We start from the raw sequence: 16533 nt of genomic DNA, 5'->3' as shown, positions 1-16533 counted from the left end.
TTTTGGCCGCTTGCCACGGGCGCAAAGGAAACTGAAAAAGCCAAGTTTAGGTATCTGATTTTCCTTTGGAAAATCACCTGAATGTGACTTCTTTTTGCCATGTGAAGCCTGCATCTTCATTTCTGTTCGACTCGGTGTGCCGCCCGGCACATATCCGCGTGTTGTGAAATCGATGCGGAACGACGAATAACCACCTCCGGTGCCACCGGAACAAGGAGAGAGAGCATGAAATTCAAGACGATTGCCGCATCCATTCTCATAGGCTGTCTTTGCGCCGGAGCGGTTTCCGCGGCCGGCGAGGTTGAAAAGCGCGAAGGCTTGATGAAACAGATCGGTGGCGCCATGGGCGCACTCGGTGCGATCGCCAAGGGCGAAAAGCCCTATGACGCCGAAGCCGTGAAGACAGCTGTCACCACGATCAGCACCAACGCCAAGGCGTTTCCGGATCAGTTCCCCGCGAATTCTGAAGGCGGCGCGGCGTCGCCTGCCATCTGGCAGAACTTTGCGGACTTCAAGGCGAAGTCGGAAAAGCTCGGCGCGGATGCCGATGCCGTTCTAGCACAGCTGCCGACCGATCAGGCGAGCACAGGTGCTGCCCTCAAGACGCTCGGCGCCGATTGCAGTTCCTGCCATCAGGCCTATCGTGTGAAGAAGTAAGCGACCCAAGAAGAGCCCGCCGGTTCAGCGGCGGGCTATTTCCTTCAATGATATTTTATCGATAGCGGAGAGGCGGATGGCATCCATCTGGGGAAAGCTGGCAGGCGGTATTGCGGTCGCAGGTCTCGCCGGCTTCGGCATTTTCATGTGGGTGACCGCACCTGAGCGCCAGCCGCCAAGCCACTGGGCCAATCTCGGTGAACCCGATCTTGCCAATGGCGAAACGCTGTTTTGGGCAGGCGGATGCGCAAGCTGTCATGCTGCTCCGAATGCCAGCGGCGATGCCTTGAAGACGCTGTCCGGCGGCCAGGCCTTGCCAACCCCCTTTGGCACTTTCCATGTTCCCAATATTTCACCTGATCCGCAGCATGGTCTCGGAAGCTGGACGGTGGCCGAGTTCGGCGATGCCATGACCCGAGGGGTCGGAAAGAACGGCGAGCATCTCTATCCGTCCTTCCCCTACACGTCCTATGCCCGCATGACGGCGCAGGATATCAATGATCTCTTCGGCTACCTGAAGACGCTGCCCGCCAGCACCAACGACGCGCCTCCTCACGATTTGCCATTCCCGCTCGACATGCGATTGGCTCTCGGCGGCTGGAAATTCCTCTATTTCGACAAGGGCGCGCCACGGGTGCAGCTTGCCAATGCCAGCGCCGATGTGGCGCGCGGTCAATATCTGGTGGAAGGCCCAGGCCATTGCGGCGAGTGCCACACGCCACGCACGGCACTTGGCGGTCTGAGCAAAGACAAGTGGCTGGCAGGCGGCCCCAACCCAGAGGGTGAGGGGACGATCCCCGACATCACGCCAGGCTCGCAAGCCATAGGTTCCTGGACGGTCGCCGATATCGCCAGCTATCTCGAAACGGGCTTCACCCCAGATTTCGATAGCGTCGGCGGATCCATGGTCAAGGTGCAGCAGAATATGGCGAAGCTTTCGGCCGAAGATCGCAACGCGATCGCTGCTTATCTCAAGGCCATTCCAGCGCGTTGACATCTGTGAATACGGGAGGCTCAAGCTTCTCGCATTGACTCTCCACAACCCCTGACCGATAACAGAGGCGTGATGGTCTTTCCGGTTCTGCCGGAAAGTGAAAAGGGAACACGATAGGAGCCTCGCTCTCATTCGTGGCTGCCCCCGCAACTGTGAGCGGTGAGCCGGAAAACAACAGCCACTGATGCTAAATCTGGCATCGGGAAGGTGTTTTCAAGGCTACGACCCGCGAGCCAGGAGACCTGCCATCACGAAGTGTCGTCAATGCCGGCGGGGTGTCCGGAAGAGCACGGTTTTCGGGTTGGCACCATCCGCCCGAAAAGCCCTGTTTGTCTTTCCCCGTGGTGAAGGTTGAACGCGTGCGTCCGGCTGCCTGAAAGCAGCGCGCCGCTGAAGAAGAGGGTCACCATGTCTATCCAACAGAATACGGCGTCGAGCGCCGTGTCCTCGACCACATCGAAACTCTTACAAGCGCTGAGTGCCGTTGCACTTGGCCTGTTCATTGTCGGTTTCGTTGGCTTCTCGCATGTCGAGGCCATGCACAATGCGGCGCATGATACGCGCCACGCCAATGCTTTTCCCTGCCATTGAGGGGAGATGAGATGCCGTTTTTCAGAAACATCGTCTTCACCGCAGTCCTCGTCGGCCTGATCGCAGGTCTTGCCGTCAGCGCCATGCAGGCGGTCGGCACCACGCCACTGATCCTGCAGGCGGAAACCTTCGAGAGCGCGGGTGGCGAGGCAGGTCACTCCCATGATTCGGCTACACCGGCCGATCACCATCATGACGCGGAAGCCTGGGCACCTGCGGATGGTTTCGAGCGTAACGCCTACACCATCGCCGCCAATGTCCTGACGGCCATAGGCTATGCATTGGTACTCACAGGTCTGATCTCGCTTCGCGGCTCTCAGGGTGGCTGGCGCGAAGGTCTGTTCTGGGGGCTCGCCGGTTTCGCCGCCGTCATGCTGGCCCCGATGATCGGCCTGCCGCCGGAACTGCCGGGTAGCCCCGCTGCCGATCTTGGTGCGCGTCAGGTCTGGTGGATCGCGACCGCTGCCGCGACTGCCGGAGGCATCGCGCTCCTCGCCTTCCGCCGCTCGGAGCCTTGGGCGGTGATCCTTGCCGTCGTGTTGATCGTTGCGCCGCATGTCGTCGGTGCGCCATTGCCGCCTGCGGGTGAACATGCGCTGGCGCCGCTGCCGCTGGAACGCCGCTTCGTCGTGCTTGCCACCGTCACCAGCTTCGTGTTCTGGCTGATCTTGGGCTCGCTCAGCGGCCTGTTCCTCAAGCGCTTCGACGCTGCAAAGTGACATGATGACAGAGGAGAACGCGGTCGATTGGAGCGATGACCTCGATTGCCTGCGTTTTTCCGTTCCCGGTCATGGCGCGCCTTGCGCCATGCATCGGCTTGCTTTCAAGGTGTTGATACATGATGCGCTGACAGAAGAGACCTGTCGCGCTTACTTCATGGCAAACCGCGAAGCATTTCTCGCGGCGGCCACCAACAAGATCGAGCGGCTGAGTATCCCCTTCGAGCGCAGCCTCCATATCAACAGCCGCGATCTTCGCCGAGCCATGACAGCAGAAGACGCGCAAGGACCGGCGCGCCTCTGCCGTGTGCTGGATCGTTAAGCCGGCACGTGTTCCGCGGAAAATACCGACAGTTCGGCTGCGGCTTCCGGTCCCCATAGACCGAGGGCTTTCAACACCTCTTTCGCGAAGCTGACCGGTGAATTGCCCGGTGCTGTGACAACACCCTGATCGCTGACGGCTTGTGGCTGATCGCGGTAGAGCGTTGCTCCGTCATAGCCGCCGTATTTTTGATGCGACGCCAGGGCGTTGCCCGTATGGGCCACACTGTTCAAGATGCCGGTACCGGCGAGCGCGCTGGCCGCAGCACAGATGCCTGCAACCACGCGGCCTTTTGTCCGAAAGCGATGGACCAGATCGCCAAAATCGGGCGCAGTGCCTTTTTCCCAACTCAAGCCGCCCGGGATAACCAGCGCGTCGATCGTCTCCGGGTCGAGGGCGTCATAGGACGTTTCCGGGATCACCTTGAATCCGCCCATGGACGTCACAGGCTGGCCGTCGGGTGAAGCGGTGACGATCTCGACACCGAGATAGCTGCGGGCCGCAGCGGCAAGCAGCGCAGGCTCCCAGTCGGCAAAGTCTTGCGCCAACGCAATTGCAATACGAGTCATGTCATCCTCCAGAAGCGAAGAAGCTCAGGCAATTGCCTGCATGAAGCGCATGCCGGTGACGGGACGCGGAACGAAATCCATGTTTTCGTAGAACTTGTGTGCGGCGAAGTTGCCGGTCGCAGCGCCGACGGACAGGAAGTCGCAGCCGCAGCGTTTTGCAACATCACGCGCGCGCGCCACCAGGTGCTGACCGGTGCCGTGACCGCGATGGCCGTCCCGCACGAAGAGATGGTGCAACTCCATGCCGCGGCGGCCTTCCTGGGCGCGGTAGAGCGGCACGAGAATGGCGTAGCCGATAAGTTCGCCTGCCGCTTCCGCCACCAGTGCGGTGATCCAGGGGACCTGGCCGAACAGATCGCGCTCAAGCTTCTCCGGCGTGATCGCGGCGGCATCGCCATGATGGGCGGCGAGCAGGGTGATCATCTCGTTGAGTTCAGGCAGATCGACCGGGCGCGCGCCACGAATGGTGACGACGGGCGGTCTTGGCAGTGTCAGGAGGCTATCTTCGGTCATGGGTCTGGTCCTTCGGTTGTCTGGTTTTTTGCCGTCAGGACGCTTGGAAAACAACAAAGCCGCCTGACGGCGGCTTGTTGACAAAGTGATCTGTCGAGCCGCCCTTTACAGGTAGGCCCAAAAATACGTGCAGGAGATGGGTGCGCGTTCATTGATCATGCTCGATTCAATGCGCTTGAATTGGAAAGCTGTCAAGGGGAGGCTTCGGCATTTTGGATGGGTCCGTTTCGATATCTGCCATGAGGGCAAGCGGCGCATTGACATCGGTCGTCCTCAGTCCGCTATGTGTCTGCGCGGCGTGCTCTTGCGCTCGATAAGTCAATGGCAGGGACAAAAGCATCGATGACGGCGCAATCCGCAGAGCAAGTGGGTTTTCAGGGCACGGGCGTCTCGATTTTTCCCATTACCCAAGCCACGGCCGCGACATTTACGGATCTGTTCATCGGCGTGACCTTCCTGTGCTTCATCTGCGCCGGGAGCAAAAGGGTCGTCTGTCCTGTGAATGGCGAGTTCGTGGGCGAGGCGGGTGACCTCCTGATTTTCCCCTCTGGTTCTATCGTCACCTTGGAAAACCGTCCTGTCAGCGCTGCGAATTATCGGGCGACAGGCATCTATTTCGATCATGAACTGATTGATGCGGTCTTCGCCGGTCCACCGCGGGCGTCAGGCTCGCCTGGTGTCCAAATCGTTCGCGAGGCAGCAAGCGCGGACTATGATGTGGTGGAGGTCACGCGGCAGGCTTTGCATGATGACACTCTACCCTTGTCGGTCAAGCGCCATCGGGTTCTGGAGCCGTTGGTCTGGCTCCGCCATCACGGTATCCATCTGCCGCGGCGAGGGGAAGATCAACCCTTGAACAAGGTGCGGCGGCTGATAGAGACCGACATCAGCCAGCCTTGGCGGGTGGAAGACGTCGCGCGTCATTTTGCCATGAGTGAAGCCAGTTTTCGGCGGTGGCTGGCGAAATCCGGTCCGGGATTTTCGCAGATCCTGTTGAACACGAGGCTGGAGAAGGGGCTAGGGATGCTGCAATCAACGGATACGCCGATCTCCAGTATCGCGTTGGAGTGCGGCTTCAAGACGCCCTCGCATTTCTCCGAGGCCTTCCGCAAGAGATTCGGTCTTAAGCCACGCTCTATCCGCACAGCCGAATTCTGATCGTTTTTCGATAGTCTTTGATCGCGAGCCGGAAGCTCGAAATTCCTGGCAGGTCTATGTCTTTGAGCATGATCAACGTCTGGAAAGGACACCTCATCATGCTGAAAAAGAACGTTGCGACCGGCGTCATTATGGCGCTTCTGACCGCCACGACAGCAAGCGCCGCGGACTTCAAACTGTCGAGCACTTCGATTGCCGAGGGGCAGCAACTTACGTCTAACTTCGTGTTCAAGGGCTTCGGCTGCGAGGGCGGAAATCAGTCGCCGCAGCTATCCTGGTCTGGCGCGCCGGCTGGCACGAAGAGCTTTGCCATCACGGCCTACGATCCGGATGCGCCGACAGGCTCGGGCTGGTGGCACTGGACCGTGGTGAATATCCACGCAGCGCAAACGTCGCTCGAACTTGGTGCAAGCGGCGACAAGAAGCTGCCCGCAGGAGCCTTGGAAATCCGCAATGATTATGGTGTAGCCGGTTTTGGCGGGGCATGCCCGCCGCCCGGTGAAGTCCACCGCTACATCTTCACCGTCCATGCGCTTGGCACGGAGCATCTGGACCTTCCGGACAATGCCAGCAACGCGCTTGCGGGGTTCATGATTGGCGCCAACACCCTTGCCACGGCAAAGATCACAGCGGTCTATAACCGCTAAGGGCGCAGCAGAGGATAGTCGCTGGCGCTGGTGACTATCCTCTCCCGGCATGACGTCTCAATGATCGTGATCGCACAGACCATGATCCGACAGCGCCCGGATGACATTGCAATCTTCGATCGAGTGTCCGTCGCAGTGGGAGACGATCCGCTCCAGCTCGTGCTCCAGCTTCTTCAGCTTGGCGATCTTTTCCCGCACTGTCGCGAGATGATCGGCGGCAATGCGGTCCGCACCCGCGCACGGCATTTCGCGGTGCTGGCTGAGCGCGATCAATTCACGGATCGCGTCGATGTTGAGACCGAGATCGCGGGCGTGCCGCACGAAAGCGAGACGTTCCAGATCGGTCTTTTCATACCGGCGCTGATTGCCCTCGGAGCGATCGGCTTCGTTAAGCAGCCCCATTTGCTCGTAGTAGCGAATGGTCGGGACTTTCACGCCTGTCCGTTTCGATAAATCGCCGATGGAATACATGGCCTCATCCTCATAGCTATAGCTTGTAGAGATATAGGTTTCAGACAGTGGGAACGCAATTGTTTTGCCGTCTCCGCCGTCAGGCATTCGAGAAAAGCAGTTGGCTATTGACGGGCGCTGATGGAGTATGACGCAAGCGACAACGCCTCCCTTTAATGATCACCGTCATGCCCAGTATCTTATCGACCGATCTTTCCATTTCCGCCCTGGCATTTCTGGTGCTCGTCGCTTTGAGCGCAGGCCTCGCGCGCGGTTTTTCCGGCTTCGGCGCGGCGCTGATCTTCGTGCCGCTCGCCAGTTCGGTTATGGGCCCGCAGATTGCCGTTCCGCTTCTCCTTGTGGTCGATGGGGTGATGACGCTCGGGATGATACCGGGGGCAGTCCGTCGGGCGGATCGACGCGACGTCCTCACCATGGCGGTCGGCGCCATCATTGGCGTGCCACTTGGCGTCCACCTCCTGATGACACTCGATCCCGTCACCATCCGTTGGGCCATCGTCGCCATCGTTGTTGTACTCTTGTCGCTTCTGATGTCCGGTTGGCGCTATAGGGACCGGCCGAAGGCAATTCTGACGGCGGTCGTCGGACTGATCGCCGGTGTGTTTTCCGGCGTGGCGCAGATCGGCGGGCCGCCGGTCGTGGCCTATTGGTTGGGCGGGGCTGTGCCGGCGGTCATCGTTCGGGCCAATATCATTCTCTATTTTGCGATTTCCACGGTGCTCAATGCCTCGGCCTATCTGTGGAATGGTCTCATCACGGTGAAGCTCTTGGGGTTAGCGGTTCTCGTCGCCCCGGTTTACGGCCTTGGTGTATGGCTCGGCAGTAGAATGTTCGGCCTTGCCGAAGAGAAGACCTTTCGCCGCATCTGCTATGGGATGATCGCAACCGCAGCCCTCATCAGCATGCCGCTCTTCGATGCCCTGAAGGGCTGATCGAACGCTCTGCCGCCATCTGCGTCTTCTCAAGCAGCATAGGGGGCTTGCCGTCTGCCTCAAGAGAAAATAGTATACCCCCCTATACTATAGTGAGGATAGGCAGATGTCCCATACGATCCGAGACAAGGATAAGCTTCTGGCGCGTATCCGGCGCATGAAGGGGCAGATGGAAGCGGTGGAACGGGCGCTAGAGGGCGGCAAGCCCTGTGGCGATGTTCTGCAACTCCTCGCCTCGGTTCGCGGCGCGCTCTCCGGCCTGACGGGCGAAGTGATGCAGGAGCATCTGCACGAGCACGTGCTGCACGCGGAAAATGACGAGGAACGCGCTAAGGCTGCGGAAGAGCTGGCGCAGGTTCTCAAAACCTACATTCGATAAGGTGACGATGATGGCAACGATGGAACATAGCCACGCGGATGGCACGCATAGCCACGTTTTCTTAGGGACCGATCACGAGCGCAACGAGCGACGCGTCTGGATGGTCATCGCTCTGACCACCGTCATGATGGTGGTGGAGATCGCGGCAGGTCACTGGTTCGGCTCCATGGCCCTGACAGCCGATGGCTGGCATATGTCGACCCATGCGGGCGCGATGCTGATTTCGGCACTTGCCTATCTCTATGCCCGCAAGCACGCGCATGATCCGCGCTTCACCTTCGGCACGGGAAAGTTTGGCGATCTCGCCGGTTTCGCCAGTGCGGTGGTGCTGGGCGTCGTCGCGCTGTTGATTGCCTGGGAAAGCGCTCTGCGCTTCGTCTCGCCGGTGGAGATCGACTTCAACCAGGCCATCATCGTTGCGGTCATCGGTCTGGTCGTCAACATCGTCAGCGCTCTTCTCCTGAAGGACGATCACCATCACCATGGGCATTATCACGATGATCCCGAGGATCATGACCATCCGCATGAAAGCCACGCCCACCATCATGGCACCCACGCTCATCACTCGGATTCCCATGGATCGCACACGCACCATGGGAGCCGCGACAACAACCTGCGCGCCGCCTATCTGCACGTGGTGGCAGATGCCTTGACCTCGGTGCTGGCCATAGTGGCCCTTGTTCTCGGCAAATGGAACGGCTGGACCTTCCTCGATCCGGCGATGGGCATTGTGGGTGGTATCGTCATTGCCCGCTGGTCCTGGGGACTGCTTCGCAGCACGGGTGCGGTGCTGGTGGATGCGATGCCACAGCAACGCTCAATCGTGGCAAAAATCCGCGGCGTGGTCGAGACGGGCGAAGAAAGCATTACCGACTTACATGTCTGGCAAGTCGGCCCCGGCCATCACGCGGCCATCGTATCCCTGTCCACGAGAGGCGAGACACCAGCTGCAGCCTATCGGGAAAAGCTTTTAGAGATTGAAGAATTGTCGCATGTGACCGTCGAGATCAACGCGGCTGCGTGATCGACGCGCGAAACGCGCTCTTGCAATGGCTCAAGGCTTCGCCTGGAGTCGCGACAGCCCGTAGAGTGAGCGCCGCCGGAAGCATTCGGCGGTATCAGTGTTCCGTATAGGCCTGATAGACCCATGCCGCATCAGCGGCTTCTGAAGGTCCCTGTGACACGGTCGATGGCGCCGCAGCAGCCTCTTTCACCGCGTCGCGGTTGACGGTCCAGAGCACGCTTGCCAGCGCGCCCGCTTGCAGGGCGTTGACGAAGGAAATCGTGCTGCCGGAAAAGGCAGGCGAAGAAACCTCTGAGACAGCGGCGTCTGTTTGCACTTTCTCAATAGGTTGTGAGCGACTTTGATAGGGCGCTCCGCCAATGTTGTTGTCGATGTTCATCGTTAGCCTCACCAAGCTGTTAACGGTTTTTTAACCGCTGAAGCTTGCGCGAAGCTTGCCGCGCGTTGTTCGGATGCCTTGACGGTGCTTGACAGGGGGCAAACCCCTGCTTCGTTTTTGCACTTTAGGGGCTTGCAAAATAACAAAAACCCCGCAAATGCCGATTCTTCGACGATCAGACGCCGTTCGAACCTGCATTACGCGGGGAATCACTCTGACAATGGGCAGAATCAGCGATGCGCCCAAGCGCACCGCCTATCTCTCCAAAATTGGCTGAATGGCCTTAGACCTGATCCTTTCCCGCAACCTTGAGGGCGAAGGCATATTCGAAGGCGATCTCCTCAAGCCGTTGGAAGCGGCCGGACTTGCCGCCATGACCCGCGGCCATGTTGGTTTTGAGCAGGATTGGCGCGTCGCCGGTGGTCTTCTCACGCAGCTTTGCCACCCACTTTGTCGGCTCCCAATAGGTCACGCGCGGGTCCGTCAGGCCGGAGATCGCAAGGAGAGGCGGGTATGGCTTGGCACCGACATTGTCATAGGGCGAGTAAGCAGCAATCCACTGATACTCCTCTTCGGACTCCAGCGGATTGCCCCATTCCGGCCATTCCGGCGGCGTCAGCGGCAACGTGTCGTCGAGCATCGTGGTCAGCACGTCGACGAAGGGAACGGCGGCGATGATGCCGGCGAATTTCTCCGGCGCCATATTGGCGACAGCCCCCATCAGCATGCCGCCGGCAGATCCGCCTTCGGCGATGATGCCGCTATAGGACGTGAAGCCCTCCGTCACCAGATGGTCGGCGGCGGCGATGAAGTCCTTGAAGGTGTTCTGCTTGTGCTCCATCTTGCCGGTTTCATACCACTCGAACCCCTTGTCCTTGCCCCCGCGTATATGCGCGACCGCATAGATGAAGCCCCGATCGGCAAGCGACAGGTTGTTGGTGCTGAAGGAGGCCGGAATGGTGATGCCATAGGCGCCGTAACCATAGAGCAGGCAAGGCGCGGAACCGTCGAGTGGCGTGTCCTTGCGGTAAAGCAGCGACACCGGCACCAGTGCACCGTCATGCGAAGGCGCCATGACGCGCCGTGTCACATAGTCGTCCGGGTTATGGCCGGATGGAACCTCCTGGGTTTTCAGAAGCGTGCGCTCGCGCGTCACCATATTGTAGTCGAACAACTGGCTTGGCGTCGTCATGGATGAATAGCTGAAGCGGATGACGTCGGTGTCGTATTCGGCAGCGCCATGCAGCCCGAGCGAATAGGCTTCCTCTGCGAAGGCGATCGCATGTTCTTCACCGGTGGAGCGATCGCGAATGACGATACGCGGCAGGCCTTCCCGGCGCTCCAGCCAGAGCAGATGGCGGGCATAGGCATCGACGGAGAGAATGAGCCGGCCCGGCTCATGCGGCACGACCTCTTTCCAGTTTTCCTTGCCCGGCGCCTCTACCGGGGCTTCGACAATCCGAAAATCCTTGGCGTCTCCATCATTGGTAAGAACGAAGAAGACATCGCCGCCTTCCGCCATTGAATATTCGATGCCTTCCTCACGCTCGGCCACGATCTGCGGCTCCGCCATCAGATCCTTGGTGGAGAGGATGCGGTATTCGCTGGTCTCGTGATCGTGGATATCGATGAAGATGAAGTCATCGAGAACCGAGGCGCCGACGCCCATGAAGAAGCCCGGATCCTTTTCCTCGTAAACCAGCCGGTCGGACGATTGCGGCTGTCCGACAATGTGGTGGAAGACCTTGGACGGGCGGTGGTTTTCGTCCTGAAGTGTGTAGAAGAAGCTCTTGCCGTCAGGCGCCCAGGCACCACCGCCGCCGGTGTTTTCAACGACATCATCGAGATCGACGCCGCTCGCAAGGTCGCGGATGCGCAGCGTGTAAAATTCGGAGCCCTTGTCGTCATAGCTCCAGATACCGCGGCTGTGATCGGAAGATTGGTCGAGTCCGCCGAGACGGAAATAGTCCTTGCCTTCCGCTTCCTTGTCGCCGTCGAGCAGGACATGCTTCTCGCCGCCATCGCGCGGGGTGCGGAAATAATGCGGCTGCTCGCCGCCGGTCACGAACAGCGTGCCGTAGGCATAGGGCCCGTCATTGACCGGAACCGAGGAATCGTCCTGCTTGATGCGGCCCTTCATTTCTTCGAAGAGCTTTTCCTGAAGCGGCTTCGTATCCGCCATCGCGGCTTCCATATAGGCGTTTTCCGCTTCCAGATGGGTGCGGATCGCGGGGTCGAGCAGGGAAGGGTCCTTGAACATCGCCTGCCAGTTATCCGCCCGCAACCAGGCGTAATCATCCATGCGCGTGATGCCGTGATGCGTATCGCTCACCGGCTTCTTCTCTGCATGGGGCGGGGTGGGCAGGTTCTTGAAAATGGTCAAGACAAACTCGCTTTCATAGGAAAATCACTCTGCGTTTTCATGATGTAAAGTGCCCCTGCGGCGCTATCAAGTTTCATTGTCCCCGACGGAATATCAGCAGGGCACATTTTCGTCGGGTTTCGATCACATTCTGACGGTAGACGACGCCATCGCCTGCTGCTTCGAGGAGATGCGGCAGGCGTTTACCCGCCCGAAGAATGCCAAGAAGACTTGAGAAAGCCTCATTAAATCCGATGCAAAAGCCTCTATTGATCGCCCTTTTGACCGCCTCTTCCGTCCTCTCGTTCTCGCTTCCGTCCTACGCCATCGATGCAAACGTCATAAGACAGTTGAACCAGCTTGCGCCTGAGGAGCGCCTGGAACAACGGTGCGATATCGAAGCGATGGAGCGCATTGCCAAGGAGCAGAAAGGCATGAAGCCCGACAAGGTGATTGCCTATGCCTTTGGCGATCCCGATGTCGCCAAGGATTCGATCAAGGCTTCCGGCGCGGTCTTCCGCAGTGGTGGCGAATGGTACCGCCTCAGATACAAATGCCAGGTGGCGCCGACCACACTCGGCATCCGCAACTTCGACTACAAGGTGGGCGACAAGGTGCCGGAATCGCAGTGGGCGAAGCACTATCTCTACGATTGAGAACAATGAGGAGAGCGGCGGCTTTGCCCGCCGCGATCAGGCGGCCAGCAGCCGCGCTTCCTCGCGGATGCGATTGACCATCGAACGAAGGCCATTGGCGCGCTGCGAGGAGAGATGTTCGACCAGACCGATCTTGCCAAACACTTCGATGGCGTCGAGGGCGGCAATTTCCGAGGCCTTTTTGCCTGAATAGGTGGCGAGCACGATAGCCACCAGCCCGCGCACGATGTGCGCGTCCGAATCGCCCTCGAAGGTCAATATCGGGTCAGGTCCGCCATCGCTGTGGCTTACGACCCAGACCTGGCTGGCGCAGCCCTGGACCTTGTTCTTTGCGGTCTTTTTCTCGTCCGCCAGATCCGGCAGTTCCTTCCCCAGTTCGATCACGTAGCGGTAGCGATCCTCCCAATCGTCCAGGAAGGAGAAGTCGTCCATGATCTTGTCGAGAGAAGCCATTTGCCTGCCATCCATGTTGCTGCCCCGATATAGGGCAATGGCGAATGGAATTGAACCGCTACCCCAAGAAAAAAGCCCTGCGGCGAAGCATGGGCTTCGGGCAGGGCATCAGGAGTCGGGCAGTCAGGCGGCTCATCTATAGCGGGATGAGCCACAAGGGGTTTTGAGAGGCATCTCTCGAATTCGTTAGGCTTGATCGCTTCCCTCTATCGTCAGAGCGCAGGGCGCTTCTGCGGCAGGGGAATGGTGTTCTCGACCTTGATGGTTCCGGTCTTGATATCGTCGCTGACTGCGACGGTCTCGGCCTTGGCGACAGCCTCGCCAGCAGGGGCGACCTTGGGTTCGTCGGCAGCGTTCAGATAGGAGTCGATCAACTCATAGGCAACCTTGGCGCCTTCGCGCGCCCGCTCACCAAGAGCATGGAAAGTCTCCGCACCCTTGACGCAGACGTCCGGCTTTTCGACGCAGATGGCACTGACATAACGGTAGGCTTCGCTGGCAGCGGAAACCGCGCCGGCGACATTCATTTGCGAGTTCTGGCTATCGGTATTGTTGCCGCCGAAATAGGAGAGTGCGACCAGCACCAGCGAAAACCAGATTGTTCCTTTGATCAGAAACCACATTGCAAGACTACCCTGTTTGACCGGCGCCCTTTTCGGATCATCCGCTGTTGCCCTGTTGTCCGGGCTTGCAAACACCCTAAAGCCAAGAGACCAACACCCCTTTGCAAAAAACCGCGTGATTTAATTCAAATTTTAGCGACTTGTTCCCGCCGCTGGTGACGATTGCGATTTGGATCGGATTTTAGCGACCGATGTTAAGCATAATTGCGGCGGGCGCGCGCAATCGCAGGCCTTCGCGACGATAACGCCCGCCACAAATCTTAACGGTACCGAAAAAATACAAGGAAATCCTCTGCTTACCCGTCATTAACCATAACAGACAAAGTGCTTGTGATTTGCCCCGAAATGGGACTTGATGGTGCTTGAGGCGGCTTTGGCGCGCCTGCTTTTATCCATTCCTTAAGCCGCGGAGCCCTATTGTCGGGCATGTTTCAAGGCAGGTTCGAGCCTGCTGCTTTTAGAATGCGGTGTACTGGTATTGCGTAACATAGCGGAAAAAGCGATTGCGTTGGTCGATCATGTCGCGGGCATGTGGCTGTCGCGCATGGAAGACGATGCCAGCGAAAGCTTGGCGATCATCGCCGTTCTGCGCCGCCTCGTTGCTTTCTCTCTTGTGGCGCTCTTCATCGTTCCCGCCATCATCTGCTTTGTCCTGCCGGCATCTGTCGCGTTGCCGCTCGGTGCAGCCCTTGTCGTTGCGCTGTTTCTGGCATCCTGCGCTGTGCTCCTGACAGTCTATAAGCCCGCACGCGAGGCTCAGGACGCTGTCATCGACCGCGAGCAGCTTGCATCGCAGGTGCCAGGTCTCCTGCTGTTCTTCAACGAGCAGGGCATCGTTCATGCGGTATCAGGTCGCGACCTGCGACAGTTTCCGCTTCAGCTGCAGAACTGCGCCGGCCATATCCTCGCCGAGATGGTCCATGTTTCCGATCGCATCGCCCTGATGCAGGCTTTCGATACGCTGCGCCAGGGTGAGGATCACGCCAGCGTCGATCTGCGTTTCGAGACCGGCTCCGTCAATCGGCAGATTCAGTTCGTCTATGCCCGCATGGATATGACCGCAGAGCGGGACCAGTTTGGCCGGCTGGTGCGCGTCGTCGGTCAGCTTATCGATGTCAGCGAGATGGAAGCCTTGCGCCGGGAAGCGGCCCGCAGGACGATCGAGGCAGAGACGGCGACGGAGGCGAAGTCGCGTTTTCTCGCCGCTGTCAGCCACGAATTGCGCACACCTCTCAATGCCATTCTGGGCTTCTCCGATATTCTTGCCGGCGAATATTTCGGCAAACTGGAAAACGATCGCCAGCGCGAATATGTCAAACTCATTCGCCAGTCGGGTGGTCACCTGCTGTCGGTCGTCAACACTATGCTGGATATGAGCAAGCTTGAGACCGGTCGCTACGAATTGATGATGGAGCCTTTCCGCATCGGCGATGTCATCGCGTCCTGTGAAGGCATGCTGGGTCTTCAGGCAAAGCAGAAGGGCTTGACGCTGACAAGCCGCATCCAGCGCGATCTGACGGAAGTCGTTGCCGATCAGCGCGCCATCCAGCAGGTTCTGATCAATCTTGCAAGCAACGCCATCAAGTTTACCGAATCCGGTGGTGTGGTGGTGATCGATGCGGCGCTGCAGGGCGAGATGCTCAAGCTGACGGTCAGCGACACCGGCATCGGCATTGCCGCCGACAAGATCGAACTTCTGGGCCGCCCGTTCATGCAGGTTCAGAATGATTATACCCGTCGCTATGAGGGCACGGGGCTTGGACTGTCGCTCGTCAAAGGACTTGTGGAATTGCATGGCGGAAGCCTTGTCATCACCAGCAAGCCGGGCGAGGGAACGGTCGTCACCATATTGATGCCGGCTGATGGCTCCGGCCAGCCGCTGAGCAGCTGTGAAGACGCCGATGCGCCGGTGGAATTTCCGCCGCGCCTGAAAGACACGGCGGGTGGCGCCGACATGATGAAGAGGAAGGACACTGCGGATGGCCGCGCCAAAGCGAAAATCGCCTAGGAAAAAGACGGTCCGGAAGGAGCCGGGTTTGCTGTCCGTGGCCGTACGCGCCCTCGGCCAGCAGATTCTGAGCCATCCCAAACTGGTCGGCGGCTCGACCGCGTTCCTTGTCGTTTTCGGCTTTGTCGCTGCCAATGCTCTCTGGTATCAACCCGGCCACCATCCATCCCCGTTCCTGCGCACGCGCGATGAGGAAGATCCGAACGGCATTGCCGGCTATCGCATGACGTCGACGCTTGGCCAGCACGGCAATGTCACGACGTTCCGCATAGAGCGCCAGACGGATGTTCCAGAACCCACGCAGCAGACTGCGGCTCAGCCTCAGGCAGGGCAGGGCGGGGCAGTGGTACCCCCCGGACAGGCACAGCCGGCCGGCAGCCATCCGCCGTCCGAACTCGTCGCAGAAATCCAGCGGGAACTCGCGCGCCGCGGCCTCTATGATGGTCCGGCCGATGGCCTCACGGGACCACGCACGACCGCTGCCATCCTCTTCTTCGAAGAGACGGTCGGCATGGAACAGACAGGTGAGCCGACCAGCCGCATTCTCTCAGCTTTGAAGATCGACAGCGCGACAACCGTTGCCGCCATTCCCAAAGCCCTGCCGAAGGATCGACCCGCAGCAGCCAATGGGGGCGGGGTGGCGATCGATCCCGTCGCAGCCGCCATTCGCAATGCGGAGGTTCATCCTCCAAAAGCGCAGAATGTGTCTCTTACGTCCGACAGTGGTGCAAAGCCGGTCGGCAAGGATCTGGTTTCCAAGATCCAGCAAGGCCTCGTCAATATCGCCTATGCCGATGTGAAAGTGGATGGCGTTGCCGGCGAACAGACCCGTCAGGCCATTCGCAATTTCGAAAAGCATTATCGCCTGCCGGAAACAGGCGAGCCGAGCGAAGCGGTGCTGAAAAAGCTGAAATCTATCGGGGCCTTGTGAGCCTCAGTTGAATCTCTGACTGAGCCTCTTGGTGATTTGCCGTCCTTTTGCGATTCAAAGGACGAGCGCTTGACGCCAAAATACTCAATTCCTTGGGACTTTCACCCTTCCCTCCACGGTTTGGTACCTGGCGACCAGGACCAGT

At 59.2% G+C, this 16533-nt stretch carries 20 protein-coding genes and 1 riboswitch; of the genes, 13 read left to right on the top strand and 7 right to left on the bottom strand.

The genetic code is table 11. The annotated features are described in order from the left end of the window. Positions 1-225: 225 nt before the first annotated feature. From EYC79_RS09085 to EYC79_RS09065, 5 genes are all read left to right on the top strand, one after another. On the top strand, positions 226-657 hold the full coding sequence (locus tag EYC79_RS09085; protein WP_165456991.1) for a c-type cytochrome: 432 nt from the start codon (positions 226-228) through the stop codon (positions 655-657). Between the two features lie 76 nt (positions 658-733). Beyond that, the gene (locus tag EYC79_RS09080; protein ID WP_111847682.1) at positions 734-1651 is read left to right on the top strand and encodes a cytochrome c; all 918 of its coding nucleotides are present in this window, start codon (positions 734-736) and stop codon (positions 1649-1651) included. Positions 1652-1707: 56 nt separating this feature from the next. Continuing rightward, positions 1708-1915: riboswitch (cobalamin riboswitch) on the top strand. A 144-nt stretch (positions 1916-2059) separates the two neighbouring features. Beyond that, positions 2060-2242, top strand: a complete 183-nt coding sequence (locus tag EYC79_RS09075) for a CbtB domain-containing protein (protein WP_082447245.1) — start codon at positions 2060-2062, stop codon at positions 2240-2242. Between the two features lie 11 nt (positions 2243-2253). Beyond that, a complete protein-coding gene (locus EYC79_RS09070) occupies positions 2254-2961 on the top strand; it encodes a CbtA family protein (RefSeq protein WP_130977761.1) in 708 nt (235 codons plus the stop codon). Between the two features lie 4 nt (positions 2962-2965). Beyond that, positions 2966-3283: a hypothetical protein gene (locus tag EYC79_RS09065; RefSeq protein WP_113260175.1), complete on the top strand. Its 318-nt coding sequence runs from the start codon at positions 2966-2968 to the stop codon at positions 3281-3283. On the opposite strand, the gene EYC79_RS09060 is transcribed toward EYC79_RS09065, so the two are convergent. Together EYC79_RS09060 and EYC79_RS09055 are read right to left on the bottom strand one after the other, a co-directional pair. Continuing rightward, positions 3280-3852, bottom strand: coding sequence for a type 1 glutamine amidotransferase family protein (locus EYC79_RS09060; RefSeq protein WP_130977760.1), 573 nt, complete (start codon positions 3850-3852; stop codon positions 3280-3282). The genes EYC79_RS09065 and EYC79_RS09060 overlap by 4 nt on opposite strands. Positions 3853-3876: 24 nt before the next feature. Then, positions 3877-4365, bottom strand: a complete 489-nt coding sequence (locus EYC79_RS09055; protein WP_130977759.1) for a GNAT family N-acetyltransferase — start codon at positions 4363-4365, stop codon at positions 3877-3879. Positions 4366-4707: 342 nt separating this feature from the next. Here EYC79_RS09055 and EYC79_RS09050 point away from each other — a divergent pair, with 342 nt between their 5' ends. Beyond that, the gene (locus EYC79_RS09050) at positions 4708-5523 is read left to right on the top strand and encodes a helix-turn-helix transcriptional regulator (RefSeq protein ID WP_130977758.1); all 816 of its coding nucleotides are present in this window, start codon (positions 4708-4710) and stop codon (positions 5521-5523) included. Positions 5524-5621: 98 nt separating this feature from the next. Continuing rightward, complete coding sequence (locus tag EYC79_RS09045; RefSeq protein WP_113272277.1) at positions 5622-6170, top strand: YbhB/YbcL family Raf kinase inhibitor-like protein; 549 nt, start codon at positions 5622-5624, stop codon at positions 6168-6170. Between the two features lie 57 nt (positions 6171-6227). On the opposite strand, the gene EYC79_RS09040 is transcribed toward EYC79_RS09045, so the two are convergent. Next, entirely contained in the window at positions 6228-6641 is a 414-nt protein-coding gene (locus tag EYC79_RS09040) for a MerR family transcriptional regulator (protein WP_130977757.1), read from the bottom strand. A 167-nt stretch (positions 6642-6808) separates the two neighbouring features. On the opposite strand from EYC79_RS09040, the gene EYC79_RS09035 reads away from it, so the two are divergent. The 3 genes from EYC79_RS09035 (at position 6809) to dmeF (ending at position 8976) form a co-directional block, all read left to right on the top strand. Continuing rightward, a complete protein-coding gene (locus tag EYC79_RS09035) occupies positions 6809-7573 on the top strand; it encodes a sulfite exporter TauE/SafE family protein (RefSeq protein ID WP_130977756.1) in 765 nt (254 codons plus the stop codon). A 106-nt stretch (positions 7574-7679) separates the two neighbouring features. Next, positions 7680-7952: a Ni(II)/Co(II)-sensing transcriptional repressor DmeR gene (dmeR, locus tag EYC79_RS09030; RefSeq protein ID WP_113272125.1), complete on the top strand. Its 273-nt coding sequence runs from the start codon at positions 7680-7682 to the stop codon at positions 7950-7952. A gap of 7 nt (positions 7953-7959) precedes the next feature. Next, on the top strand, positions 7960-8976 hold the full coding sequence (gene dmeF / locus EYC79_RS09025) for a CDF family Co(II)/Ni(II) efflux transporter DmeF (RefSeq protein ID WP_130977755.1): 1017 nt from the start codon (positions 7960-7962) through the stop codon (positions 8974-8976). Between the two features lie 94 nt (positions 8977-9070). On the opposite strand, the gene EYC79_RS09020 is transcribed toward dmeF, so the two are convergent. Further along, positions 9071-9355, bottom strand: a complete 285-nt coding sequence (locus EYC79_RS09020; RefSeq protein WP_111847686.1) for a hypothetical protein — start codon at positions 9353-9355, stop codon at positions 9071-9073. A 283-nt stretch (positions 9356-9638) separates the two neighbouring features. Next, positions 9639-11738: a S9 family peptidase gene (locus tag EYC79_RS09015; RefSeq protein WP_130977754.1), complete on the bottom strand. Its 2100-nt coding sequence runs from the start codon at positions 11736-11738 to the stop codon at positions 9639-9641. A gap of 233 nt (positions 11739-11971) precedes the next feature. Between EYC79_RS09015 and EYC79_RS09010 the strand changes: the two genes are divergently transcribed. Then, positions 11972-12373: a DUF930 domain-containing protein gene (locus EYC79_RS09010; RefSeq protein ID WP_062425788.1), complete on the top strand. Its 402-nt coding sequence runs from the start codon at positions 11972-11974 to the stop codon at positions 12371-12373. Positions 12374-12409: 36 nt separating this feature from the next. Here EYC79_RS09010 and EYC79_RS09005 read toward each other — a convergent pair whose 3' ends face one another. Continuing rightward, on the bottom strand, positions 12410-12826 hold the full coding sequence (locus EYC79_RS09005) for a SufE family protein (protein WP_130977753.1): 417 nt from the start codon (positions 12824-12826) through the stop codon (positions 12410-12412). Between the two features lie 212 nt (positions 12827-13038). Beyond that, positions 13039-13449, bottom strand: coding sequence for a DUF5330 domain-containing protein (locus EYC79_RS09000; RefSeq protein WP_130977752.1), 411 nt, complete (start codon positions 13447-13449; stop codon positions 13039-13041). A 487-nt stretch (positions 13450-13936) separates the two neighbouring features. Between EYC79_RS09000 and EYC79_RS08995 the strand changes: the two genes are divergently transcribed. Beyond that, on the top strand, positions 13937-15457 hold the full coding sequence (locus EYC79_RS08995) for a sensor histidine kinase (protein ID WP_130977878.1): 1521 nt from the start codon (positions 13937-13939) through the stop codon (positions 15455-15457). Beyond that, entirely contained in the window at positions 15429-16388 is a 960-nt protein-coding gene (locus EYC79_RS08990; RefSeq protein WP_130977751.1) for a peptidoglycan-binding domain-containing protein, read from the top strand. Before EYC79_RS08995 ends, EYC79_RS08990 begins: the two co-directional genes overlap by 29 nt. Positions 16389-16533 lie beyond the last annotated feature (145 nt).

This window comes from Agrobacterium cavarae, assembly GCF_004310285.1.
Lineage (GTDB): Bacteria > Pseudomonadota > Alphaproteobacteria > Rhizobiales > Rhizobiaceae > Agrobacterium > Agrobacterium cavarae.
Note: the sequence above shows the minus strand (reverse complement) of the source record. Positions and strands in the feature narration are given on the sequence as shown.

Coding starts and splice junctions, on each gene's coding strand:
- EYC79_RS09050 (WP_130977758.1), top strand. CDS start 4,708: ATGACGGCGCAATCCGCAGAGCAAGTGGGTTTTCAGGGCACGGGCGTC.
- EYC79_RS09075 (WP_082447245.1), top strand. CDS start 2,060: ATGTCTATCCAACAGAATACGGCGTCGAGCGCCGTGTCCTCGACCACA.
- dmeF (WP_130977755.1), top strand. CDS start 7,960: ATGATGGCAACGATGGAACATAGCCACGCGGATGGCACGCATAGCCAC.
- EYC79_RS09000 (WP_130977752.1), bottom strand. CDS start 13,449: ATGTGGTTTCTGATCAAAGGAACAATCTGGTTTTCGCTGGTGCTGGTC.
- dmeR (WP_113272125.1), top strand. CDS start 7,680: ATGTCCCATACGATCCGAGACAAGGATAAGCTTCTGGCGCGTATCCGG.
- EYC79_RS09045 (WP_113272277.1), top strand. CDS start 5,622: ATGCTGAAAAAGAACGTTGCGACCGGCGTCATTATGGCGCTTCTGACC.
- EYC79_RS09080 (WP_111847682.1), top strand. CDS start 734: ATGGCATCCATCTGGGGAAAGCTGGCAGGCGGTATTGCGGTCGCAGGT.
- EYC79_RS09040 (WP_130977757.1), bottom strand. CDS start 6,641: ATGTATTCCATCGGCGATTTATCGAAACGGACAGGCGTGAAAGTCCCG.
- EYC79_RS09065 (WP_113260175.1), top strand. CDS start 2,966: ATGACAGAGGAGAACGCGGTCGATTGGAGCGATGACCTCGATTGCCTG.
- EYC79_RS09085 (WP_165456991.1), top strand. CDS start 226: ATGAAATTCAAGACGATTGCCGCATCCATTCTCATAGGCTGTCTTTGC.
- EYC79_RS09060 (WP_130977760.1), bottom strand. CDS start 3,852: ATGACTCGTATTGCAATTGCGTTGGCGCAAGACTTTGCCGACTGGGAG.
- EYC79_RS09005 (WP_130977753.1), bottom strand. CDS start 12,826: ATGGCTTCTCTCGACAAGATCATGGACGACTTCTCCTTCCTGGACGAT.
- EYC79_RS09035 (WP_130977756.1), top strand. CDS start 6,809: ATGCCCAGTATCTTATCGACCGATCTTTCCATTTCCGCCCTGGCATTT.
- EYC79_RS09070 (WP_130977761.1), top strand. CDS start 2,254: ATGCCGTTTTTCAGAAACATCGTCTTCACCGCAGTCCTCGTCGGCCTG.
- EYC79_RS08990 (WP_130977751.1), top strand. CDS start 15,429: ATGGCCGCGCCAAAGCGAAAATCGCCTAGGAAAAAGACGGTCCGGAAG.
- EYC79_RS09020 (WP_111847686.1), bottom strand. CDS start 9,355: ATGAACATCGACAACAACATTGGCGGAGCGCCCTATCAAAGTCGCTCA.
- EYC79_RS09010 (WP_062425788.1), top strand. CDS start 11,972: ATGCAAAAGCCTCTATTGATCGCCCTTTTGACCGCCTCTTCCGTCCTC.
- EYC79_RS09055 (WP_130977759.1), bottom strand. CDS start 4,365: ATGACCGAAGATAGCCTCCTGACACTGCCAAGACCGCCCGTCGTCACC.